Source organism: Arthrobacter sp. 05N429 (genome assembly GCF_056397045.1).
The window spans coordinates 399,278-421,646 of sequence record NZ_JBFTMQ010000001.1 but is presented as its reverse complement, the minus strand read 5'-3'; the positions used below and the strand labels follow the sequence as shown (position 1 = coordinate 421,646).

The following is a 22,369-nucleotide window of genomic DNA, read 5'->3' as shown; positions in this document are numbered from 1 at the left end:
ACGCGCACGAGTGGGCACAATGGCATTCTGCCCGTTCCTTAGCCCGAACGGAGGGCATGTCCGGCGGGAAGGAGCCGTACCAACGCGCCGGCTACGCGTCCGAAAGGTGCGCGATGGTCGCCGTCGCCCGGCGCTGCGCTTCCGGCGGAACATCACGGACGATGTCCTCGAGGAAACTGTAGCGCCGAAGCCACTGGCTGCTCTGGCGTTCCTTCCGGGCGTTGGCCCGCTGCCACCAGTCGGCGATGTCCCCCCAGCCGGGTGCTGCCAGTGATCCGCCGACCTCCTGCACGGCCAGGGCGGCACAGAGATTGGCGAACCGCAGCCGGTCGCCGAGCGGCCAGCCGGCCAGGCAGCCGACGATGAAGGCCGCGCCGAAACAGTCGCCCGCCCCGGTCGGATCATAGGCGGACACCGGCAGCGACGGCACCCACTCTTCTTCGCCCGTTTCGGAGTCCACGGCCATCGCCCCCTGCGCCCCCAGGGTCACGACGGCGACCGGGACCCTGTCCGCCAGGGAGTAGAGCGCTGCCCACGGATTGTCATGGCCCGTGAAGGACATCGCCTCGTGCTGGTTCGGCATGAAGGCGTGGAAGTACTGCAGGTTGTCGAGCCGGGTGGAGGACCAGACGCCGGTGGGATCCCAGCCGACGTCGCCGAACAGCCGGACACCGGCCTTGTACGCGTCGAGCGCCCACGGTTCCAGCTCCTCACCGAGCTCGGCGACGGCGGCGAGCGACGGCGGAGGGCAGCCAACCAGGTCGCTGGAACTCACCGGAGCCGGATGGCCGTGCGTCACCATGGACCGGTCATGCTCCACGCTGAGGGATACCGTGACCGGCGAGTGCCAGCCTGGCACCCGCCGGGACAGCGACAGGTCCACGTGTTCCTGTCCGGCCAGGATCTTCCAGTTGTAGTCGCCGTAGCCGTCGTCGCCGAACGCGGCCGCCAGCCCGGTCCGCAGCCCCAGCCGGGCCGCGGCAATGGCCTGGTTGGCCACGCCGCCGGGGCAGCTGCCCATCCCGTCGCTCCAGATCTCGGTCCCCGCGACCGGGGCGTGCGGCAGGCCGGTGAAGATGATGTCCTGGAAGACGGTCCCGGTCAGCAGCAGGTCGAAACCATCCGCCGTCGGGGTCCGGACGGCGGAAAGCGGGTCAAAACGCCGCGTCGGCATCGCGTCCATGTATGGCACATTACGCCGTCCCGGTACCGCTGGATAGGCATCCGCGCGGGCCAGGAAGGGCCACTATGCATAAACTGTCCGCATGCGGCTGATGATTGCCGGAGGCGGCGGATTCCGGGTACCGCTGGTCTACCGGGCGCTCTGCACGGGGCCCTTCGCCGGGCTGGTCCGGGAACTGGTGCTGTACGACGTCGATCCCGGCCGGCTCACCGCCATCAACGCCGTCCTCGCCGCCTTCGCGGCGCAGCAACCGCCCGGCGCCGCCCCTCCCGCGGTCCGCGCCACCACCTCCCTGCCCGAGGCGCTCACCGGCACGGACCTGGTGTTTGCCGCGATCCGTCCCGGCGGGACAGCCGGCCGCACAACCGATGAGCGGGTGGCCCTGGACCTGGGTCTCCTGGGCCAGGAGACCACGGGGGCCGGCGGCATCTCCTACGCGCTGCGGTCCATCCCCCGCATGCTCGAACTCGCCGGGCAGATGCGGCGCCACTGCCCGGACGCGTGGCTGCTGAACTTCACGAACCCGGCCGGCATGGTCACCGAAGCGCTGGTTCCGGTGCTCGGCCGCAAGGTGGTCGGCATCTGCGATTCGGCCAGCGGGCTGGTATATCGGGCGGCCCACGCCGCCGGCGTCGAGCTTCCCGAGGGCAGGCTCGACGGCGTGGGCTACTACGGGCTGAACCATCTGGGCTGGCTGTACCGGCTGGAGTCCGGCGGCCGGGACGCGCTGCCCGGGCTGCTGGCCGACGCCGGCGCGTTGGCCGGCTTCGAGGAGGGCCGGCTGTTTCCGCAGCCCTTCCTGGCGGATCTGGGGTGCCTGCCCAACGAATACCTTTATTACTTCTACGAGACCGGGCGTGCCCTGGCCGGCATCCGATCCTCCCCCACAACCCGCGGCGAGTCCATCGACCGGCAGCAGACCGAGCTGTATCCGCGGCTCGCGGCGGCCGGGGCCGAGGCCTACCGGCTGTGGGACGCCGCCCGCCGCTCCCGCGAAGAGGGCTACCTCGCCGAGGCCCGCCCGGCCGGCGAGCGCCGCGATGAGACGGACCTGGCCGGGGGCGGCTACGAACGGGTCGCGCTCGCGGTCATGCGCGCGCTCTCCGGCGGCGGGCCGGCGGAGCTGATCCTCAACACCCCCAACACCACCAGCGACGCCGGGAACGGCGCCGCGGCGGCGGCGATTCCGGGGCTGCCCGCGGACGCCGTCGTCGAGGTTCCCTGCCGGGTGACTCCCGACGGCGTCGTGCCCCTGCCGCAGGCGCTTCCGGCGCCGGCGCAACTGGCCCTGCTCCGGCGGGTGAAGGACGTCGAACGCCTCGTCGTCACGGCCACCAGCCGGGAGGCCGGGACCTCCGGGACGGGCCGCCGGGAAGCGGCGCTGGCGGCCTTCGCCGGGCACCCACTGGTCGGTTCCGGGGACCTCGCGGGAAAACTGCTGGCCGGCTACGAGGGCGCGTTCCCGGAACTGCGGGCGCTCTTCCGGGACTGAGGAAACCGTGCCGGGGACCGGTGCAGCTACAGCCTGCGGTACATCACGTGAAGGCCCACATAGCCCAGCTGCGGGTGCAGGAACGCTTCCGGGATGGTGGCCAGCACCGCGAAGCCCATGGACTGCCAGGCAGAGACGGCCCGGGCATTGCTTTCCACGACGGCGTTGAACTGCATGGCGCGGAACCCGGCGGCCCGTGCCGCGTCGAGGGAATAAGCGCAGAGGGCGCGGGCCAGCCCCTTGCCCCCGTGTGCGGGGTGGACCATGTACCCGGCATTGGCGACGTGGCTTCCGCCTCCGCCCTGGTTCGCGTGCAGCTCGCCGGTGCCCAGGACAACGCCGTCGAGCTCGCCCCGCCCTACCGCGACAAAGGCCTGGCCCGGGGGCTGCTTGAACCAGCGTTCGCGGGCCTGGTGCTCGGTGGTGTCCCGGTCCCAGGTGAAGGTCTCCCCGGCCGCGATGACGGGCTCAAGGATCGCCCAGATCGCCGGCCAATCAGCCCCGGTGGCCGGACGGATTTCCCAGCCGGGGCCGGTGGATGCTGTCTCGTCGCGTGTGCTCACAGCCGTCACGTTAGCAGCACGCCCTGCCCTGTGACCGGCGTCGCCCTCCGGCCGGTGAACCCGCGGGGACTTCAGGAGTAATGTTTTATCGAAATGCAGTTCCGGCAGTGTTCACCAGGACGTGACCGGGAGTATCTGTTCGGGCTGGGGATAAGGAGAAGAATGTCGCTGATCCGCCGCGTCGCCTTCCTCTCCCTGCACACCTCGCCGATGGAGCAGCCCGGTTCCGGGGACGCCGGGGGCATGAACGTGTACATCCGTGCCCTCGCGGCGGCCCTGGCCGAGACCGGCGTCGAAGTGGAGATCTTCACCCGGTCCACGTCCGCCGCGCAGGCCGCCGTCGAGCACCCCTCCCCCGGGGTCTGCGTCCATAACGTCCTGGCCGGACCGCCCCGGAAACTGCCCAAGGAAGAACTGCCCGAACTGCTGCACAGCATGGTGGCCGAGATCGACCGGATCCGGCAGCTCCAGCCGCACGGCCGGTACGACGTGATCCATTCGCACTACTGGGTTTCCGGCGTGGCCGGGCTGGAGCTCGCCGGCCTGTGGGGCCTGCCGCTCGTGCACACGATGCACACCATGGCCAAGGTGAAGAACCTCCTGCTGGTCTCCGGTGAGCAGCCGGAACCGCGGCGGCGCGAGGACGGCGAGCAGCGGATTGTCGACGGCGCCACCCGGCTGATCGCCAACACGGGCACCGAGGCGGCGGAACTGGTCTCGCACTACAACGCCGACAACGACCACATCGATGTCGCCCCGCCGGGCGTGGACCTGGACATCTTCACCCCGGCCTTCCGCGGCCGGGCCCGGGCCGCCCACGGGGTGCCGCCGGGCCGCTTCCACCTGTTGTTCGCCGGGCGGATCCAGCGCCTCAAGGGCCCGCAGATCCTGATCAAGGCCGCCGCCCTGCTGCGCGCACGGCGTCCGGACATCGACCTCCAGCTGACCATCGTCGGCGCGGTCAGCGGGTCCAAGGACTTCGATCTGAAGTCGCTGATCAGCGCTGCCGGAATGGACGACGTCGTCACGCACCATCCGCCCGTCAGCGCACCGAAACTCGCCGGCTGGTACCGTTCCGCCGACGTCGTCGTGATGCCCTCCTACAGCGAATCCTTTGGTCTCGTGGCGCTCGAAGCCCAGGCCTGCGGCACGCCGGTGGTGGCCACCAAGGTCGGCGGGCTGTCCCGCGCCATCTTCGACGGCCGCACCGGGATGCTCGTGGAGGGCCACAAGGCCGCCGACTGGGCCGACGTCCTGGAAGCCCTCTACGACGACCCCGCGACCCGTGAGGACATGGGGCGGGCAGCGGCCCTGCATGCGCAGGAATTCGGCTGGCAACGCACCGCCGCCATCACGCTGGAGAGCTATCACACCGCACTGAGCCAGCATTTTGGAAACCTGACCATTCCGGTGGGCCACACGCCCTCAGCCGGAACCATGGGCCGGCAACAGCGGCCTGAAATCACTGGCCGTCACACCCACCGACGCCACGAGCCAAAGGACAACGATGTCTGAAACCACGATTCCCGGAACCGCCGCCGCTGGTGGCGGGCCCGACACCGCGGCCGCGGGGGCAGCTCCCCTGAGTGACCTGGAGATCGCGCAGCGGGCCACCATGCGGCCGATCGAGGAGATTGCCGCCGCTGCCGGGATCAACGCCGAGGCCCTGGACTTCCACGGCCGGTATAAGGCGAAGATCGATCCGGCCAAGCTCGCGGGTTCGACGGCGGGCGCCACGCCGCGCGCCCCCGGCAAGGTGGTGCTGGTCTCCGCGATGTCCCCCACCCCCGCCGGCGAGGGCAAGTCCACCACCACGGTGGGGCTCGCGGACTCGCTGGCCCGGGCCGGCCACAAGGTGATGATTGCCCTGCGCGAACCCTCGCTCGGCCCGATCCTGGGCATGAAGGGCGGCGCCACGGGCGGCGGCTACTCCCAGGTGTTGCCGATGGACGAGATCAACCTGCACTTCACCGGCGACTTCCATGCCGTCACGTCGGCGAACAACGCCCTGATGGCGCTCGTGGACAACCACATCTACCAGGGCAACGAGCTGAACATCGACCCGCGCCGGATGACCTTCAAGCGGGTGCTGGACATGAACGACCGTTCGCTGCGCGAGGTGGTGATCGGCCTGGGCGGCCCGACGCAGGGCATCCCCCGGCAGGACGGCTTCGACATCACCGTGGCCTCGGAGATCATGGCGGTGTTCTGCCTCGCCACGGATCTTTCCGACCTTCGGGAACGGCTGGGCCGGATCACGTTCGGCTACACCTACGACCGGCAGCCGGTCACGGTGGCCGAGCTGGGTGTCCAGGGTGCCCTGACCATGCTGCTCAAGGACGCCATCAAACCGAACCTGGTGCAGACCATCGCCGGTACCCCGGCCCTGGTCCACGGCGGCCCGTTCGCCAACATCGCCCACGGGTGCAATTCCCTGATCGCCACCCAGACCGCGCGCAGCCTGGCGGACATCGTCGTCACCGAGGCCGGCTTCGGCGCCGACCTTGGCGCGGAGAAGTACATGGACATCAAGTCCCGCGTCGCCGACGTCGCGCCGTCCGCCGTCGTCGTGGTGGCGACCGTCCGCGCCCTGAAGATGCACGGCGGCATCCCCAAGGACCGGCTGAAGGAACCCAACCTGGACGCGCTGGCTGCCGGCGTCGTCAATCTTCAGCGCCATGTGCGGAACGTGGAGAAGTTCGGGATCACGCCGGTCGTGGCGATCAATAAGTTCGCCACGGACACCGCGGAGGAGCTGGACTGGCTGCTGGAGTGGTGCGCCGCCGAGGGCGTCCAGGCGGCCGTGGCCGATGTCTGGGGCCGCGGCGGGGGCGGCGACGGCGGCGACGAACTCGCTGCCAAGGTGGCCGCGGCGATCGACGCGCCGCACACCTTCCGGCACCTGTACCCGCTGGAGATGTCAGTGGAGGACAAGATCCGGACGATTGTGCAGGAGATCTACGGCGCCGACGGGGTGGATTTCTCCGTCCCGGCGCTCAAGCGGCTCGCGGAAATAGAGAAGAACGGCTGGTCCGGCTTCCCGGTCTGCATGGCGAAGACGCAGTATTCCTTCAGCGACGACGCGAGCAAGCTCGGCGCGCCGAAGGGTTTCACCGTGCACGTCCGCGACCTGATTCCCAAGACCGGAGCCGGCTTCATCGTGGCGCTCACCGGCGCGGTCATGACCATGCCGGGGCTGCCCAAGGTTCCGGCCGCGATGCGGATGGACGTCGACGCCGAAGGCAACCCCGTCGGCCTCTTCTAACCCCGTTGCGCTATCATTTTTGGCTGCCATTCCCGGCGGATGGGGACAAAAGTGATAGCTCAACGGGCCCCTGTGGATAACCGGAGCGGGGAGCCAGCGTTCGGATCAGAATGGTCCACATGCGACCACCTGCTGCATTGCCGGCCCGCCTCGCCTCGGCCCCGTTCACCGTCTATGAGGCCCGGGCTGCCACTCTGGGTAACGCCCGGCTCCGCGCGTCCGATCTCGTAACGGCCGGCCGGTTGCTCTATCTGCCCGCCGGCTGGGAGTTTGAACTCCGCGGCCTTGCGCGTGCCCTCTCAGCCGCGACGCCCGGTGCGTGGGTTTCGCACCTTACGGCCGCCGTGTTGCTGGGACTGTGGCTCCCGTCCTGGTTTCGTGGCGGCCGGGAGCTCCATCTGAGCAAACCGAAGGCGCTGCCACCCGTCCGGCGTGAGGGTGTGGTGGGGCATACCGTTCTTGCGTTCGACGACGAGCTCATGGTCTGGGACGGCATCCGGATTTCAACGCCTGCCCGGACCTGGCTGGACCTTGCCCGTCTCCTGCCGCTGGAGGATCTCGTGGCCGTGGGCGACCAGCTCGTGCGGCAGCCTCGCCTGGAACTGGAGGGCCGTTCGGTGCCGTGGGCGACGCTGCCCCAGTTGCAGGACATGCTCACCCGCCACCCCAAGCTTAAAGGAATCGTGAAAGCGCGCCAGGCGCTGGAGCTGATCCGGCCCGGCTCCGACGCCGCGCCGGAAACCTTCCTGCGCCTGGCATTGACCGCTGCCGGGCTGCCGGAGCCCGAGCTGCAGCTCAGGATGGTGCCGGACGATCCTCTCTCCCCCGCGGCCGACCTCGGATACCGGAGGCAAAGGGTTGCAATCCAGTACGACGGCGGCCACCACCTCACGCGCGAACAGCAGTCCCGCGACAACCGCCGCGACGAAACGTTCAACGCGGCAGGCTGGCGCTATTTCAAATTCAACGCGGACGACCTGGCGGATGACTTCCGCGGTGCCGTCCGACGGGTCCGCCTAGCGCTCTACGGCCGTTAAACGCCGGTTGCCCTATCACTTGTGGCGGCTAAACCGGCTGTTTAGGCACCGTAAGTGATAGGGCAACTGGGGAAAGGCGGGGTTAGCGCTCCAGGTCGCCGCGGATGAAGGCCTCGACCTTTTCGCGGGCGAGGTCGTCGTTGAACTGTTCCGGCGGGGACTTCATGAAGTAGCTCGACGCGGAGAGCAGGGGGCCGCCGACGCCGCGGTCCAAGCCGATCTTGGCGGCGCGGACGGCGTCGATGATCACGCCGGCGGAGTTGGGCGAGTCCCAGACTTCGAGCTTGTATTCCAGCGACACCGGGGCGTCGCCGAAGTTGCGGCCCTCGAGGCGGACGAAGGCCCACTTGCGGTCATCGAGCCACTGGACGTAGTCCGAGGGGCCGATGTGGACGTCCTTCGCCGCAAGCTCGGCTTCCACGTTGGACGTGACGGCCTGGGTCTTGGAGATCTTCTTGGACTCGAGGCGGTCGCGTTCCAGCATGTTCTTGAAGTCCATGTTGCCGCCCACGTTCAGCTGGTACGTGCGGTCCAGGGTGACGCCGCGGTCCTCGAACAGCTTGGCCATGACGCGGTGCGTGATGGTGGCGCCGATCTGGCTCTTGATGTCATCGCCAACGATCGGGACACCCGCGGCGGTGAACTTGTCCGCCCAGGCCTTGGTGCCGGCGATGAAGACCGGAAGGGCGTTGACGAACGCCACGCCGGCGTCGATCGCGCACTGGGCGTAGAACTCCGCGGCTTCCTGCGACCCGACCGGCAGGTAGCAGACCATAACGTCAACCTTGGCGTCCTTGAGGGCCTGGACGACGTCGACCGGCTCCTCCGGGGACTGCTCGATGGTCTCGAGGTAGTACTTGCCGAGCCCGTCGAGGGTCGGGCCGCGCTGGACCGTAACGCCGGCCGGCGGGACGTCTGCGATCTTGATGGTGTTGTTTTCGCTGGCCAGAATGGCGGCGGACAGGTCCTGGCCGACCTTCTTGGCATCGACGTCGAACGCGGCAACGAACTTGACGTCGTTGACGTGGTACTTGCCGAACTCCACGTGCATCAGACCCGGGATCGTGGCCTGGGGATCGGCATCCCGGTAGTACTCAACGCCCTGGACCAGGGAAGTGGCACAGTTACCTACGCCGACGATTGCAACACGAATCGGATGTGAAGACACGGAACTCCTTTGGGGACAACTTCATATGCCCGGCGCGGAAGTACTCTGATGCACGACGGCGGCAGCGGGCACGGCGCCGTACGGCGCCCTTAACATTCTAGTCAACAGCGCGGCAGCCCGGGTTGTTCCCGGCCGCCGCGCCGCCGGTGTTACGGGGAGGCGGTGCCGCCTACTTCTGAGCCCACAGGTTGATGTCGGACTCGACGGCGAACTCGTCGATCGCCGTCAGCTCCTCCGCGGTGAAGTCGAGGTTGTTGATCGCGGAGAGGGTGTCCTCGAGCTGGCGGACGCTGGACGCGCCGACCAGCGCGGACGTCACTGAAGAACCCTTGCCCTGCTCGCGCAGGATCCAGGCGACGGCCATCTGCGCGAGGGACTGCCCCCGGCTTTCGGCGATCCGGTGCAAACCCCGCACGCGGTCCAGCTTGTCCTCCGTGATGCTCTCCTCGTCCAGGGACTTTTCCTGCGCGGCCCGGGAATCGGCCGGGATCCCGTCCAGGTAGCGGCCGGTCAGCATGCCCTGCGCCAGCGGCGAGAACGCGATCGAGCCCGCCCCCACCTGTTCGAGCGCCTCATAGAGGTTCGGGCTGCCGTTTTCGGTCCAGCGGTTCAGCATGGAGTAGCTCGGCTGGTGGATCAGCAGCGGGGTGCCGAGCTCCTTGAGGATCCGGGCGGCCTCGAGGGTCTGCTCCGGGGTGTAGGAGGAGATGCCGGCGTAGAGGGCCTTCCCGGAGCGGACGGCCTGGTCCAGGGCGCCCATGGTCTCTTCCATCGGCGTTTCCGGGTCCGGGCGGTGGCTGTAGAAGATGTCCACGTAATCCAGGCCCATCCGGTTCAGCGACTGGTCCAGGCTGGCGAGCAGGTACTTGCGGGAGCCCCATTCGCCGAACGGTCCCGGCCACATGTTGTACCCGGCCTTGGTGGAAATGATGAGCTCATCACGGTAGGGGGTGAAGTCATCCCGGAGGTGCCTGCCGAAGTTGGTTTCCGCGGAACCGGCCGGCGGTCCGTAGTTGTTGGCCAGGTCGAAGTGGTTGACGCCGAGGTCGAAGGCCCGGCGCAGGATGGCGCGCTGCGTTTCGAACGGCTTGTCGTCGCCAAAGTTGTGCCAGAGGCCGAGCGATATGGCGGGGAGCTTCAGCCCGCTGCGGCCCACCCGGCGGTAGGGCATGGAGTCGTACCTGGTTCCTGCTGCAACATAAGTCATACGTATTCTTCCTGTCTTACTTCGAGATGATGGCGGCACTGTGGCCCGGCAGGTCCAGCTGGCCGCCGTCGAGGCGCACGCCGTCGTCGGTGGCCAAGACCATTGAGGCGCCGGCAACGGCGAGCCGGTTCGGCTCGGCGGAGAAGTTCATTGCCACCTCCACGCCGCCGCGGCGCAGTCGGAGCCAGCCGTCGGCCTCGCTGAAGGCCACCGCGGTGTCCTCGAAGCCCAGGCCGGCGAGCTCCGGCGTCGAACGGCGCAGCGCGATCAGCCGCCGGTACAGCTCCAGCAGGCGGGCATGGTCACCTTCGGCGGCTTCGGCCCAATTGAGCCGGGAGCGCGTAAAGGTGTCCGGATCCTGCGGGTCCGGCACGACGGCGGGATCCCAGCCCATCCGCTCGAACTCCCTGATCCTGCCCTCCGCGGTGGCCTTCCCGAGCTCCGGCTCCGGATGCGAGGTGAAGAACTGCCACGGCGTGGTGGCTCCGTACTCCTCGCCCATAAACAGCATCGGCGTGAACGGCGAGGTGAGGGTCGCGACGGCGGCGAGCGCCAGCTGCCCGTACCTCAGGGTCTGGGAGAGCCGGTCGCCCGTGGCGCGGTTGCCGATCTGGTCATGGTTCTGGCTGCAGACCACCAGTGCTGCCGGGTGCACCGCGGCCGTGTTGATGGGCCGGCCGTGGTGCCGTCCGCGGAAGCTGGAGTAGCTGCCGTCATGGAAGAAGCCGTCAACCAGGACCTTGGCCAGGGCCTCAAGGGACTCGAAGTCGGCGTAGTAGCCCGTGGCCTCGCCGCTGACGTTGACGTGCACGGCATGGTGGAAGTCATCGCTCCACTGCCCTGCCAGGCCGTAGCCGTTGGCGTCCCGGGGGTAGAGCAGGCGCGGATCGTTAAGGTCCGACTCGGCGATCATCGTGGCGGGGCGTCCGGTCTCGGCGGAGACTTCATCCGCGAGCGCACCGAACTCCTCCAGCAGGTGGACGGCCCGCTCGTCCTTGAACGCGTGCACGGCATCGAGCCGGAGCCCGTCCACGTGGTAGTCGCGCAGCCACATGGCGGCGTTCTCAAGGATGTAGCGGCGCACGACGTCGGACCCTGGCCCGTCGAGGTTGACCGAGTCGCCCCAGGTGTTGCCCTCCCCCGATTTCAGGTACGGCCCGAAGCGCGGAAGGTAGTTTCCGCTGGGCCCGAGATGGTTGTAGACCACGTCCTGAATGACGCCCAGCCCGGCAGCATGGGCGGCGTCCACGAAGCGCTGGTACGCGGCGGGCCCGCCATACCCTTCGTGCACGGCGTACCAGAGGACGCCGTCGTAGCCCCAGTTGTGGGTGCCGTTGAAGCCGTTCACCGGCAGGAGCTCCACGAAATCGACGCCGAGCTCCACGAGGTAGTCCAGTTTCCCGGCGGCCGCGTCCAGCGTGCCCTCGGGGGTGAACGTCCCCACGTGCATCTCGTAGATCACGGCGCCCTGCAGCCCGCGGCCCTGCCACTGCCCGTCCGCCCATTCGTGGCGGCCGGCGTCGAACGTCCGCGACAGGGAGTGGACGCCGTCGGGCTGCCGCCGGGACCGGGGGTCCGGCAGCGGTGTGGTGTCCCCGTCGAGCAGGTACCCGTAGTCCACGTCCCCGGCGGGGGCGTCCGGCGCGGTCCACCAGCCGTCGGTGTCGCCGCAGGGCCGCCGTGTCATCGGGTACTGCCGGCCGTCGGCAAGCAGCGTCACGGTGCCTGCTTCCGGTGCCCAAAGGTCAAAGCGTTTCTGTCCGTCAGCAGGCAAAGTGATCACAGCTTTCCGTATATCGGTGGTTCGTTCAGTACTTGGCAGGGACCAGCAGGGCAACCGGGTAGCTGGCCAGGATGGCGGCCACGTCCACGGTGCCCGGGCCGAAGGTGGCACCCGTCAGTTCGTCCGTCATTTCCACGGCAAGTTCGACGGCGGTGTCCCGCCAGCCGCCCGCCTGTTCCAAGCCGCGGGGCAGCCGTGTCGCGAGCGTCACAGCGCCCTCGCCTGCCTCACCGCCGCGGTCGAAGCCGACCAGGTGCCCGGCCGCCGCCCCGGTGGCGGCAATGGGCCGGTAGCCCGCGAACAGCTCCGGGCGGTCGCGGCGCAGGCGCAGCGCCCGCGACGTGACCAGGAGCTTCGCCGCGTCGTCGGTGTACGACGCCGGGCGGTCGCCTGCGTCGAGCGCGGCCAGGGCCGCGCGCCGCGCACCGTAGTCGAACGGCCGCCGGTTGTCCGGGTCGGTCAGCGAACGGTCCCAGAACTCCGTGCCCTGGTAAACATCGGGGACTCCCGGCATGGTCAGCTGCACCAGCTTGGCCCCCAGCGAATTGACGGCGCCATACGGCGCCAGGAGTTCGACCAGGGATTCCAGTTCCGCCCTGGCGCCGGGGTTGTCGAAGGCCGCGTCGACGACGGCGGCCAGCTTCTCCTCGAAGGCGGCGTCGGGGTCGAGCCAGTCGGTCGAGTTGCCGGCTTCCCGGGCAGCCTTCTGCGCATACGACTGAAGGCGCTCACGGTCCGCGGGCCAGGCTCCGGCGATGGCCTGCCACAGCAGGTTGGCGAGCGGCCCGTCAGGCAGCGGTGCCAGTTCCTGGAGCCGGGCCAGGGCGGCCCGCCATTCCGGCGCCAGCTCAGCGAGGACCGAGATCCGGGCGCGGGTGTCCTCGCTGCGTTTTGTGTCGTGGGTGCTGAGCGTGGTCATGGAGAGCGGTTGCTCGGCCTGGCGTCGGGCCATCCGGTGGTGGAACTCCTCCGGCGCCACCGAGAACTCGGTGGGATCCGCCCCCACCTCGGTCAGGGTGCCCAGCCGGGTGTAGCGGAAGAACGCGGTGTCCTCCACGCCCTTGGCCATGACCATCCCAGAGGTCTGCTGGAAGCGGCGTCCCAGTTCGGCGCCCGGTTCCGGTCCGGCGTCGAGGAGCAGCGGCAGCAGCAGCCCGACTGCGTCGGCAAGCTCAGGACGACGGCGGACAGCAAGTTCGCACGCCTCCTTCAGGACATCCGCGCCCTCAGGCAGGTAACTGCGGTACACCGGGAAGGCGGCGATGATCTCGGACAGGGCATCGGCGGCCGCTTCGATGCTGAGCCCGGCACCGGACGGCACCAGCCGCGCCAGCCGGAGCATCTCGGAGTGGAGGATGCCGTCTGTGATCCGGCGCTTGGTGCCCCGGATCATGTCCTCGTAGTCCGCTGCCCGGCCGCCGCGCAGTTCCGTGTCGAGGGCGTCGAGGGTGTCCTGCCCCGCTGGGTCGACGAAGAGCCGGTCCACGTCCGCGAGGGCGTCATAGCCGGTGGTGCCCTCGCAGTCGAAACCGGCCGGCAGCACCTCCCCCGGTTCGAGGATCTTCTCGATCAGCAGGTAGCTGCCGCCCGTGACCTCGCGGAGCCGGCGGAGGTAACCTTCCGGATCGGCCAGTCCGTCCGGGTGGTCGATCCGGAGTCCGTCGACCAGCCCCTCGCGGAACCAGCGCACGATCTCGGCGTGGGCCTCATCGAAGACCTCCGGGAGCTCGACCCGGATGCCGGCCAGGCTGTTGACGGCGAAGAACCGGCGGTAGTTCAGCTCATTGTCGGCCCGGCGCCAGCCGACCAGCTCGTAGTGCTGCCGGCCGTGGACCTCGCGGGGGTCATCCCCCTCGGTGTAGCTGCCCTCGGCCAGCGGGAAGCGGTGGTCGTAGTACCGCAGCTCCCCGTCCTTGATTTCCAGTGCGTCAACGTCGGAGTCCGATCCCAGCACGGGAATCCGGATCCGGCCGCCGCCGAAGTCCCAGTCGACGTCGAACGCCGGGGCGTAGCGGGACTGCTGGCCCTCCTTGAGCAAGGCCCACCACCACGGGTTCTGCACCGGGGTTGCGACGCCGACATGGTTGGGCACGATGTCGACGAGCACGCCCATCCCGGCGTCCCGCGCTGCCTGCGACGCGGCGGCCAGACCCTCCGGGCCGCCGCGGTCCGGGTCGATCACGGAGGGGTCGGTGACGTCGTAGCCGTGGTCCGAGCCCTTCTCCGCGGTCAGGATCGGCGAGAGGTAGATCCAGTCCACGCCGAGCGACTTCAGGTAGGGCACGATCCCGGCAGCATCCTGGAGGGTGAAGCCGGGCCGGATCTGAAGCCGGTAGGTGGAAACCGGGGTCCTCATTTGGCGGGTCCCTTCGGGCTCTTCGGCTTGTCAGCCTCCGCCTTTTTCGTGGAACCCTTCGAGGAACCCTTGGCGGGAGCATTCGGAGCCGGCGCCGCGGGGGCTGGATCGGCCGGGGCCGGATCCGCCGGCGCCTCCGGAGCCGCAGCACCTTCGCCGTCGGCTTCGGCCTGCTCCGTGTCCTCGTGTTCGGCCATCGCGGCCAGCGACGCCGCTGCGGAGTAGTCCACTTCCACCTCGGGGCCGGAGTGTGCCCGGAGCACCACCATCGACTTGGCCGCCAGCTTCAGCACGGAACCGGCTTTGAGCGGTTCCTCGGTGTTGGCCTGGTCCGCGGTGTCCACCAGGACGTCCCAGAACGGTGAAAACTCGTCGGCCGGCAGGGCAAAGTCCACGTCGTCGTCGTGGGCGTTGAAGCCCAGCAGGAAGCTGTCGTCGGTGATCCGGCGCCCGCGGGAATCCTGCTCCTGGATGCCGTGCCCGTTGTAGAACACACCGATGGTTCGTCCGAAGCCGCTGCCCCAGTCCTCCGGCAGCATTTCGGTGCCGTCCGTTTTCAGCCAGACAATATCCGGCAGCTTCTCGCCCTCACCGCGGCGCACCGGACGGCCGTCGAAGAAGCGGCTGCGCCGGAACGTCGGGTGGTCATGGCGGATCTTGTTGACGACGGCGGTGAACTCCACCAGCGGCTGGTCCATCGCGTCCCAGTGGATCCAGCTCAGCTCGGAGTCCTGGCAGTACGTGTTGTTGTTGCCCTGCTGCGTGCGGCCCAGTTCGTCACCGTGCAGCAGCATGGGGACACCCTGCGAGAGCAGCAGGGTGGCGATGAAGTTGCGCTGCTGGCGGGCGCGGAGGGTCAGGACGTGGTCGTTGTCCGTGTCCCCCTCTTCGCCGCAGTTCCAGGACCTGTTGTGCGATTCGCCGTCGTTGTTGCCCTCGCCGTTGGCGTCGTTGTGCTTCTCGTTGTAGGAGACGAGGTCGCGCATGGTGAAGCCGTCGTGGGCCGTGACGAAGTTGATCGAGGCCACCGGGCGGCGCGCGGAGCTTTCGTACAGGTCCGCGGAGCCGGTCAGGCGGGAGGCGAATTCGCCCAGGGTGGAGGGCTCTCCGCGCCAGAAGTCACGGACGGTGTCGCGGTACTTGCCGTTCCATTCGGTCCACTGCGGCGGGAAGTTGCCCACCTGGTAGCCGCCCGGGCCGATGTCCCACGGCTCGGCGATGAGCTTGACCTGGGAGACAATCGGGTCCTGCTGGATGAGCTCGAAAAAGGTGGACAGCTTGTCCACGTCGTAAAACTCGCGGGCCAGCGTGGAGGCAAGGTCGAAGCGGAAGCCGTCGACGTGCATTTCCGTGACCCAGTAGCGCAGGGAGTCCATGAGCAGCTGGAGCGAGTGCGGGTGCCGGACGTTGAGGGAGTTTCCGGTGCCGGTGTAGTCCATGTAGTGCTTCATGTCGTCGTCAACCAGCCGGTAGTACGCCTGGTTGTCGATGCCCTTGAAGGAAAGCGTGGGGCCGAGGTGGTTGCCTTCCGCAGTGTGGTTGTAGACCACATCCAGGATCACTTCCATGCCGGCCTTGTGCAGCTCGCGCACCATGGCCTTGAATTCCTGGACCTGGTGCCCCACGTCGCCGGAGGAGCTGTACGTGTTCTGCGGGGCGAAGAAGCCGATGGTGTTGTAGCCCCAGTAGTTGTTGAGGCCCTTCTCCTCGAGCGTGCCGTCATTGACGAACTGGTGGACGGGCATGAGCTCGATCGCGGTGACGCCGAGCTTCTTCAGGTGCTCAATCACCGCCGGGTGGGCGACGCCAGCATAGGTGCCGCGCTGCTCTTCGGGGACCTCCGGGTGCAGCTCGGTCAGGCCTTTGACGTGGGCCTCGTAGATGACGGACTGGTGGTAAGGGATCCGCAGCTGCCGGTCGCCGTCCCACTCGAAGAACGGGTTGATGACCACGCCGTGCATCGTGTGCGGCGCCGAGTCGGCGTCGTTCCGGGAGTCGGGGTCACCGAATTCGTACGTGAAGAGCGCCGGATCCCAGTCGATCTGGCCCTGGACGGCCTTGGCATACGGGTCCATCAGGAGCTTGTTCGGGTTGAACCGGTTGCCGTGCTCCGGCTCGTACGGGCCGTGGACCCGGTAGCCGTACTTCTGTCCGGGCTGGACCTGCGGGAGGTAGCAGTGCCACACGTAGCCGTCCACCTCGGTCAGCTCAATCCGCGTCTCGGTCAAGTCATCAGCCAGGAGGCAGAGCTCCACCCGCTCGGCACGTTCGCTGAACAGGGCAAAGTTAGTGCCAGTGCCGTCAAAGGTGGCTCCCAGCGGGTAAGCCGTTCCGGGCCAGACTTCCATGTGTTCTCCTCGTGCAGATGCGGACAATCTCTAGACAGACTACTTGTAAGTAGGGTTATCATCCCTGTCGGGACGCTATGTGCACTCTTGGTTACATCGCCCTCAGCACCTCAGGAAGTGCCTCCGCGATGCCGCTGGCGCTGACCGGCCCGCCGGCGGAGGCGAGGCTGCCCGCGCGGCCGTGGACGCTGGCGGCCATGGCCGCGATCCCGGCCCAGCGCTCTGCGGCGGAGACTCCGAGAGAGTTGAACCCCCCGGAGTCTTCTGCCAGCTGCGCCAGCAGGGAACCGAGCACACCCGCCAGAACGTCGCCGCTGCCGGCCGTTGCCAGCCAGGGGGTGGCCTCGGCCTGGCTGAAGACGGAACCCGTGGGCGCCGCCACCAGCGTGGTCGCGCCCTTGAGGAGGACTGTGGCCCCAGTCAGCCCACTGGCCTGCCTGGCTGCAGCGAGGGTGGAGTCCTCCACTCCGGTGCGGCCGGGGTCAGCGCCGTATCGGGCCAGCAGCGCGGCCAGTTCGCCGGCATGCGGCGTCAGCACGAACCGGGGATCGAGGTCGCGGGGCAGGGCAGGCAGCGCCCCGGCGTCAGCCACGACCGGCAGCCCGGTGGCTGCCGCTTCGCGGACGCGCTCGAGCTGCTCGTGGGCCTCTTCATCGAGGCCCGGGCCGAGGAGCCAGGCCTGGACATGGGTCTCCGCGGCGCTGGCGGTTCCGCACACGACCTCGGGGCAGGACCGGCGGACCAGGTCGGCGACGTCCGGCGGCCCAAGGTAACGGACCATGCCCACCCCGGACGCCAGTGCGCCGCGGCAGGCGAGCACCGCCGCGCCGGGGTACCGCTGCGAGCCGGCGACGACGCCCAGGACACCGCGGGAGTACTTGTGGGAGCGCCGCCCGGGATGGGGAAGCAGCACCGACAGGTCCTTTGCTTCGAAGCGGCGCAGGACCGGTTCGGGCAGGGCAGCCTCGATTCCGATCGGAATGACCTGCACCCGGCCCGCGGAGTCGGCCCCGGGATCGGCCAGCAATCCGGCTTTGGCCGCCCCGAAGGTGACCGTCAGATCCGCGCGGAGCACCGGGCTGTGGGCCTCGCCGCTATCGGCGTCCACGCCGCTGGGAATGTCGCAGGCAACCACGAGTCCCGGACGCGAGCGTCCCAGAGCGTCGATCAGCGTGGCGGCCGGACCCCGGAGCCCGCCCTGTGCGCCGGTGCCCAGGATCGCGTCAATGACGACGTCGGACCGTGCGGCGGCCGCGGCTGCAACGTTTGTGTTCTCCGAAGCCAGGCGGAGGACCCGGCCTCCGGCCTTTTCCAGCGCAGCGAGCCCTTCGGGGTGGGCCTCCCGTGCGGTGAGAACCGCCGTCGTCCGCATGCCGCGGCCGGCCAGCATGGCGGCGGCGAAAAGCCCGTCCCCGCCGTTGTTTCCCTTGCCGGCGAGCACTGTGACGCTGGCGCCGTATAGGCGTTTCCCGCGGCCCCGGAGTTCCCGGACCACCGCGTTGGCCAGCCCGTAGGCGGCGCGCTGCATAAGAACAGCGCCCATACCGTTGTCCAGGAACGGCTTTTCAGCCGTTCGTATCTGGGTTCCGGTATAGGCGCTGATCATGGTTTCAGTCCATTCGCGGTGCAGTCGCTGCGGAAAGTCCGGTTCGGTCCGGGCTGGTGACGCTTAGCCCTCGGCGATGACCGTCGCCGTGGCGATGCCGCCGTCGTGACTCATCGAAAGGTGCCAGCGTTTGACGCCCTTGGACTCCGCCACGGCCAGCACCGTGCCCTTGACCTGAACGGTGGGCCCGTTCTGGTCCAGGCCGATCCAGCAGTCCTGCCAGTTCATGCCGGCGGGAGCGCCCAGGACCTTGGCCACAGCCTCCTTGGCCGCGAACCGGGCAGCCAGGGAACGGGTGTTCAGTTCGCGTTCCGCGGGGACGAACAGCCGGTCGCGCAACCCGGGGGTCCGCTCCAGCTGCCGGCCGAACCGTTCAATGTCTACGACGTCTACGCCAATGCCAACGATCATGGCGTTATTCTACGGTCACGCTCTTGGCCAGGTTGCGAGGCTGGTCCACGTCGTAACCCTTGGCGGAGGCCAGGGCCAGGGCAAAGATCTGCAGCGGAACCGTGCTGAGCAGCGGGGCCAGCAGCGTGGGGGTCTCCGGGATGTAGAAGACATGCTCGGCGTAGGCCTTGACGGCTTCGTCCCCCTCTTCCGCGATCACGATGGTCTTGGCGCCGCGCGCCCGGACTTCCTGGATGTTGGAGACAACCTTGGAGTGCAGCGAGTCGCGGCCGCGGGGCGAGGGAACCACCACGAAGACGGGCTGGCCTTCCTCGATCAGCGCGATCGGGCCGTGCTTGAGTTCACCGGCGGCAAACCCCTCGGCGTGGATGTAGGCGAGCTCCTTGAGCTTGAGCGCGCCCTCCATTGCCACCGGGAAGCCGACGTGGCGGCCCAGGAACAGCACGGACTTGGCGTCAGCCATCGACTGGCCGAGTTCCTTGATCTGGGCTTCGTTGTCGAGGATCTGCTGGATCTTGGCCGGAATCTTATTGAGGTCCGCCAGGATGTCCTTGATCTCGCCCTGGAACTTGTTGCCCCGCAACTGGGCCAGGTAGAGGCCCAGGAGGTAAGCGGCGGTGATCTGTGCCAGGAAGGCCTTGGTGGAGGCGACGGCGATTTCCGGGCCGGCGTGGGTGTACAGCACGGCGTCGGATTCGCGCGGGATGGTCGACCCGTTGGTGTTGCAGATCGAGACGGTCTTGGCACCCTGTTCCTTGGCGTAGCGGACGGCCATCAGGGTGTCCATGGTCTCGCCCGACTGGGAGATGGAGACAATCAGGGTGTTCTCGTCCACGATCGGGTCGCGGTAGCGGAATTCGTGGGAAAGCTCCACCTCGGTGGGAATCCGGCACCAGTGCTCGATCGCGTACTTGGCGACCTGACCGGCGTAGGCGGAGGTTCCGCAGGCGAGGACGATGATCTTGTCGACGCTCTTGAGGAGTTCCGGATCGACACGGAGCTCGTCGAGGGTCAGCTTGCCGTTGATGTCCGAGCGGCCCAGCAGGGTCTGCAGGACGGCGTCCGGCTGGTCGTGGATTTCCTTTTCCATGAAGGACGGGAAGCCGCCCTTTTCCGCCGAGGCCGGGTCCCAGTTGACGTGGTATTCCTTGCCTTCGGCCGGGGCGCCGTAGAAGTCGGTGATCTCCACGGTGTCGGCGGTGATCGTGACGATCTGGTCCTGGCCGAGTTCGACGGCGCGGCGCGTGTAGTCGATGAAGCCGGAGACGTCGGAGCCGAGGAAGTTCTCGCCCTCACCGAGGCCGACGACCAGCGGGGAGTTGCGGCGGGCCGCCACGACGACGTCGGGCTGGTCCGCGTGCACGGCGAGGAGAGTGAAGGCGCCTTCGAGGCGCTGGCAGGCGAGCTGCATGGCCTTCGTGAGGCCGCCGTTGGCGGCGTCGCCCTTGAGCTGGTTCCGGTAGATGTCGCCCAGGAGCGCGGCCGCGACCTCGGTATCGGTTTCGGAGAGGAACGTCACGCCCTTGCGCTTGAGTTCCAGCTTCAGCTCGGCGAAGTTTTCGATGATGCCGTTGTGGATCACGGCCAGCTTGCCCTCATCGGCGAGATGCGGGTGCGCGTTCTGGTCCGTCGGGCCGCCGTGGGTCGCCCAGCGCGTGTGACCGATGCCGGTCAGCGAATCCGGCAGCGGGCTGGCCTCAAGCTCGGCAATAAGGTTGCTCAGTTTGCCTGACTTCTTGCGGGACGAAATCGTTCCGTCGGCTACCACGGCAATGCCCGCAGAGTCGTAGCCCCGGTACTCCAGGCGCCGCAATCCCTCAAGGACAACGTCCAGGGCATTGTGTCCAGCATTTACACGGCCAGCGGAGTGGCCCACATATCCAACGATTCCACACATGGACTCAAGCCTAGCGGGTTTCCTCGAGGGGGGACGTAGGATAACTGCTCACAACACGCCGCCCACTGCCCGTGCGGCCTTGTCTGCCGCCCGGGAGGGGCCGCCCATTTCGCTCTCGGCCCGGCGGAGGGCAGAATCTCTAGGGTGACTTTGCAACGCAATGAAGCGAACGGCGACGGCGGCTCCCCGTTCGTGGAGCTGGACCGGCAGACGTGGTCCCGGCTCGCTGCCCAGATGGAGCAGCCCCTCAACCAGGAGGACGTACTCCGTCTCCGCGGCCTCGGCGATCCGCTCGATATGAAGGAAATCCGCGAGGTCTACCTCCCGTTGTCCCGGCTGCTGCACCTGTATGTCGAGGCGGCCGGCCAGCTCCATGCGGCAACCACCACCTTCCTCGGCGAGCAGACCCAGCGCACCCCGTTTGTGATCGGCGTCGCCGGTTCGGTGGCCGTGGGCAAGTCGACCATCGCCCGTGTGCTGCGCGAGATGCTCCGCCGCTGGCCCGGGACCCCCAACGTTGAACTCATCACCACGGACGGCTTCCTGTACCCGCTGGCGGAACTCAAGCGGCGCCAGCTCCTGGAGCGCAAGGGATTCCCGGAGTCCTATGACCGCCGCGCGCTGCTCCGGTTTGTGAGCGAAATCAAGGGCGGCGCCGAGGAAGTCCGTGCGCCTTGGTACTCCCACGTGACTTACGACATCGTCCCCGGGAAGGAAGTGGTGGTGCGCCGCCCCGACGTGCTGATCGTCGAGGGGCTGAACGTCCTGGCGCCGGCACGTCCGCGGCATGACGGCCGGCAGGGGCTGGCCCTAAGTGACTTCTTCGATTTTTCCATCTATGTTGATGCCAAAACGTCCTATATCGAGGAGTGGTACGTGGACCGCTTCCGCAAACTGCGGACCACGGCGTTCGCCCAGCCGGAGTCCTACTTCCACCGTTACGCGACGCTCTCGGACGCCGAGGCGGAACAGACGGCCCGCGAGATCTGGAAGCGCATCAACGAGCCGAACCTTGAGGAGAACGTCCTCCCCACCCGCGGCCGCGCGCAGCTGGTGCTGACCAAGGATGCCGACCACTCCATCCGCCGCATGCTGCTGCGCAAGGTCTAGCACAGGTGTGCTATGACCGGTCAGCAGAACGCCCGGAGGCGCCGGAATCCGCCCGTCCCGCTCCCAGCAGGCGGGTCTTCGGCCGCCTGCTGCTGGCAGGATCGGGTTTCGCCGCCCTGAGCGCCTGCTCCCCTGAAGCCGCCAGGCCGACGTCGTCCGCGGCTGCGGGGCCGTCCGCGGCGACGACAACTTTCACCGCGACGCCGTCTGCCACGGCAAGCGCCACGCCGTCCGCGGAGCCTCTGCCGGGCAGTCCCGCGGCAACGGCGCCAGGGACCACACCTCCCGCGGCGCCTTCCGCCGCAGCCGCGCCCCGGCACTCGCTCACTGACCCGGCAAGCCCGTGGGTGGTCGTGAACAAGCACCGGCCGCTCTCCCCCGCCGCGTTTGTGCCGGCCGACCTCGTCCGGCCACGCGTGCGCCTGGCGACCTCCGGCGAGGCGGCGCTGCTCAACAGCACGACGGCGGCAGCGGCGGAGAGGATGTTCGCGGCCGCCGCAGCCAGCGGAGTCGTCATCACGCTCGCGAGCGGATACCGCTCGTTCAACACCCAGATCGCCACCTACAACAAGTGGGTGCAGGCGGACGGGCAGGCCGCGGCGGACACCGCCTCCGCGCGGCCCGGCTATTCAGAACACCAGACCGGCTGGTCCTTCGACATCGGCGACGGCAGCGGGCGGGACAGCTTCACGCCAGCGTTCGCGAGCCAGCCCGCAGCCGTCTGGGCGAAGGCCAACGCCCACTTGTTCGGCTTCGTGGTGCGCTACCCCTGGATGTTCCACGAGACCACCGGCTACTACTATGAGCCCTGGCACCTACGCTACGTGGGTGTGGAAGCGGCCGGCCAGATGAACACCCGGGGTATTGCGACTCTGGAGGAATACTTTGGGCTGGAAGCGGCGCCGGCGTACCGATAGTTAGCCCATGCGTGCGCCCGGCGGCG

Annotated in this window: 17 protein-coding genes; 6 read left to right on the top strand and 11 right to left on the bottom strand. The window is 68.4% G+C overall.

Features of this window, described 5'->3' with window-relative positions:
- Positions 1 to 91 precede the first annotated feature (91 nt).
- Entirely contained in the window at positions 92 to 1,183 is a 1,092-nt protein-coding gene (locus AC1DF4_RS02075; RefSeq protein WP_476911315.1) for a PfkB family carbohydrate kinase, read from the bottom strand.
- A gap of 82 nt (positions 1,184 to 1,265) precedes the next feature.
- Here AC1DF4_RS02075 and AC1DF4_RS02070 point away from each other — a divergent pair, with 82 nt between their 5' ends.
- On the top strand, positions 1,266 to 2,675 hold the full coding sequence (locus AC1DF4_RS02070; RefSeq protein WP_476911314.1) for a family 4 glycosyl hydrolase: 1,410 nt from the start codon (positions 1,266 to 1,268) through the stop codon (positions 2,673 to 2,675).
- Between the two features lie 26 nt (positions 2,676 to 2,701).
- Here AC1DF4_RS02070 and AC1DF4_RS02065 read toward each other — a convergent pair whose 3' ends face one another.
- Entirely contained in the window at positions 2,702 to 3,238 is a 537-nt protein-coding gene (locus tag AC1DF4_RS02065; protein ID WP_476911313.1) for an N-acetyltransferase family protein, read from the bottom strand.
- 162 nt (positions 3,239 to 3,400) lie between these two features.
- Between AC1DF4_RS02065 and mshA the strand changes: the two genes are divergently transcribed.
- The 3 genes from mshA (at position 3,401) to AC1DF4_RS02050 (ending at position 7,540) form a co-directional block, all read left to right on the top strand.
- Positions 3,401 to 4,753, top strand: a complete 1,353-nt coding sequence (mshA, locus tag AC1DF4_RS02060) for a D-inositol-3-phosphate glycosyltransferase (protein WP_476911312.1) — start codon at positions 3,401 to 3,403, stop codon at positions 4,751 to 4,753.
- Positions 4,746 to 6,503, top strand: coding sequence for a formate--tetrahydrofolate ligase (locus AC1DF4_RS02055; protein WP_476911311.1), 1,758 nt, complete (start codon positions 4,746 to 4,748; stop codon positions 6,501 to 6,503). Before mshA ends, AC1DF4_RS02055 begins: the two co-directional genes overlap by 8 nt.
- A gap of 119 nt (positions 6,504 to 6,622) precedes the next feature.
- The gene (locus AC1DF4_RS02050; RefSeq protein ID WP_476911310.1) at positions 6,623 to 7,540 is read left to right on the top strand and encodes a DUF559 domain-containing protein; all 918 of its coding nucleotides are present in this window, start codon (positions 6,623 to 6,625) and stop codon (positions 7,538 to 7,540) included.
- 82 nt (positions 7,541 to 7,622) lie between these two features.
- Here the strand turns inward: AC1DF4_RS02050 and AC1DF4_RS02045 are convergent, their stop codons facing one another.
- From AC1DF4_RS02045 to glmS, 8 genes are all read right to left on the bottom strand, one after another.
- On the bottom strand, positions 7,623 to 8,708 hold the full coding sequence (locus AC1DF4_RS02045) for an inositol-3-phosphate synthase (protein WP_476911309.1): 1,086 nt from the start codon (positions 8,706 to 8,708) through the stop codon (positions 7,623 to 7,625).
- 169 nt (positions 8,709 to 8,877) lie between these two features.
- Positions 8,878 to 9,915 (bottom strand): L-glyceraldehyde 3-phosphate reductase, encoded by a 1,038-nt coding sequence (gene mgrA, locus AC1DF4_RS02040; protein ID WP_476911308.1) that lies wholly within the window; start codon positions 9,913 to 9,915, stop codon positions 8,878 to 8,880.
- Between the two features lie 16 nt (positions 9,916 to 9,931).
- A complete protein-coding gene (treZ, locus tag AC1DF4_RS02035) occupies positions 9,932 to 11,695 on the bottom strand; it encodes a malto-oligosyltrehalose trehalohydrolase (protein WP_476911617.1) in 1,764 nt (587 codons plus the stop codon).
- A 28-nt stretch (positions 11,696 to 11,723) separates the two neighbouring features.
- The gene (gene treY / locus AC1DF4_RS02030; protein ID WP_476911307.1) at positions 11,724 to 14,054 is read right to left on the bottom strand and encodes a malto-oligosyltrehalose synthase; all 2,331 of its coding nucleotides are present in this window, start codon (positions 14,052 to 14,054) and stop codon (positions 11,724 to 11,726) included.
- A complete protein-coding gene (gene glgX, locus AC1DF4_RS02025; RefSeq protein WP_476911306.1) occupies positions 14,051 to 16,402 on the bottom strand; it encodes a glycogen debranching protein GlgX in 2,352 nt (783 codons plus the stop codon). The genes treY and glgX overlap by 4 nt, the downstream gene beginning before the upstream one ends.
- Before the next feature lie 91 nt (positions 16,403 to 16,493).
- Positions 16,494 to 18,008: an NAD(P)H-hydrate epimerase gene (locus AC1DF4_RS02020; protein ID WP_476911305.1), complete on the bottom strand. Its 1,515-nt coding sequence runs from the start codon at positions 18,006 to 18,008 to the stop codon at positions 16,494 to 16,496.
- A gap of 63 nt (positions 18,009 to 18,071) precedes the next feature.
- Positions 18,072 to 18,419 (bottom strand): holo-ACP synthase, encoded by a 348-nt coding sequence (locus tag AC1DF4_RS02015; RefSeq protein ID WP_024366340.1) that lies wholly within the window; start codon positions 18,417 to 18,419, stop codon positions 18,072 to 18,074.
- Positions 18,420 to 18,423: 4 nt separating this feature from the next.
- Positions 18,424 to 20,316, bottom strand: a complete 1,893-nt coding sequence (gene glmS / locus AC1DF4_RS02010) for a glutamine--fructose-6-phosphate transaminase (isomerizing) (protein WP_476911304.1) — start codon at positions 20,314 to 20,316, stop codon at positions 18,424 to 18,426.
- A gap of 144 nt (positions 20,317 to 20,460) precedes the next feature.
- On the opposite strand from glmS, the gene coaA reads away from it, so the two are divergent.
- A complete protein-coding gene (gene coaA / locus AC1DF4_RS02005) occupies positions 20,461 to 21,426 on the top strand; it encodes a type I pantothenate kinase (RefSeq protein WP_346925930.1) in 966 nt (321 codons plus the stop codon).
- A gap of 10 nt (positions 21,427 to 21,436) precedes the next feature.
- Here the strand turns inward: coaA and AC1DF4_RS02000 are convergent, their stop codons facing one another.
- Positions 21,437 to 21,787 (bottom strand): hypothetical protein, encoded by a 351-nt coding sequence (locus AC1DF4_RS02000; protein ID WP_476911303.1) that lies wholly within the window; start codon positions 21,785 to 21,787, stop codon positions 21,437 to 21,439.
- Between AC1DF4_RS02000 and AC1DF4_RS01995 the strand changes: the two genes are divergently transcribed.
- The gene (locus AC1DF4_RS01995) at positions 21,780 to 22,343 is read left to right on the top strand and encodes a M15 family metallopeptidase (protein ID WP_476911302.1); all 564 of its coding nucleotides are present in this window, start codon (positions 21,780 to 21,782) and stop codon (positions 22,341 to 22,343) included. The genes AC1DF4_RS02000 and AC1DF4_RS01995 overlap by 8 nt on opposite strands.
- Positions 22,344 to 22,369: the final 26 nt, after the last annotated feature.

Excerpts from the sequence above, each read along its gene's own strand:
- AC1DF4_RS02020 (WP_476911305.1), bottom strand. The coding sequence starts at position 18,008 with ATGATCAGCGCCTATACCGGAACCCAGATACGAACGGCTGAAAAGCCG.
- AC1DF4_RS02055 (WP_476911311.1), top strand. The coding sequence starts at position 4,746 with ATGTCTGAAACCACGATTCCCGGAACCGCCGCCGCTGGTGGCGGGCCC.
- AC1DF4_RS02070 (WP_476911314.1), top strand. The coding sequence starts at position 1,266 with ATGCGGCTGATGATTGCCGGAGGCGGCGGATTCCGGGTACCGCTGGTC.
- glgX (WP_476911306.1), bottom strand. The coding sequence starts at position 16,402 with ATGGAAGTCTGGCCCGGAACGGCTTACCCGCTGGGAGCCACCTTTGAC.
- treY (WP_476911307.1), bottom strand. The coding sequence starts at position 14,054 with ATGAGGACCCCGGTTTCCACCTACCGGCTTCAGATCCGGCCCGGCTTC.
- mgrA (WP_476911308.1), bottom strand. The coding sequence starts at position 9,915 with ATGACTTATGTTGCAGCAGGAACCAGGTACGACTCCATGCCCTACCGC.
- AC1DF4_RS02075 (WP_476911315.1), bottom strand. The coding sequence starts at position 1,183 with ATGGACGCGATGCCGACGCGGCGTTTTGACCCGCTTTCCGCCGTCCGG.
- AC1DF4_RS02050 (WP_476911310.1), top strand. The coding sequence starts at position 6,623 with ATGCGACCACCTGCTGCATTGCCGGCCCGCCTCGCCTCGGCCCCGTTC.
- glmS (WP_476911304.1), bottom strand. The coding sequence starts at position 20,316 with ATGTGTGGAATCGTTGGATATGTGGGCCACTCCGCTGGCCGTGTAAAT.
- AC1DF4_RS02015 (WP_024366340.1), bottom strand. The coding sequence starts at position 18,419 with ATGATCGTTGGCATTGGCGTAGACGTCGTAGACATTGAACGGTTCGGC.
- mshA (WP_476911312.1), top strand. The coding sequence starts at position 3,401 with ATGTCGCTGATCCGCCGCGTCGCCTTCCTCTCCCTGCACACCTCGCCG.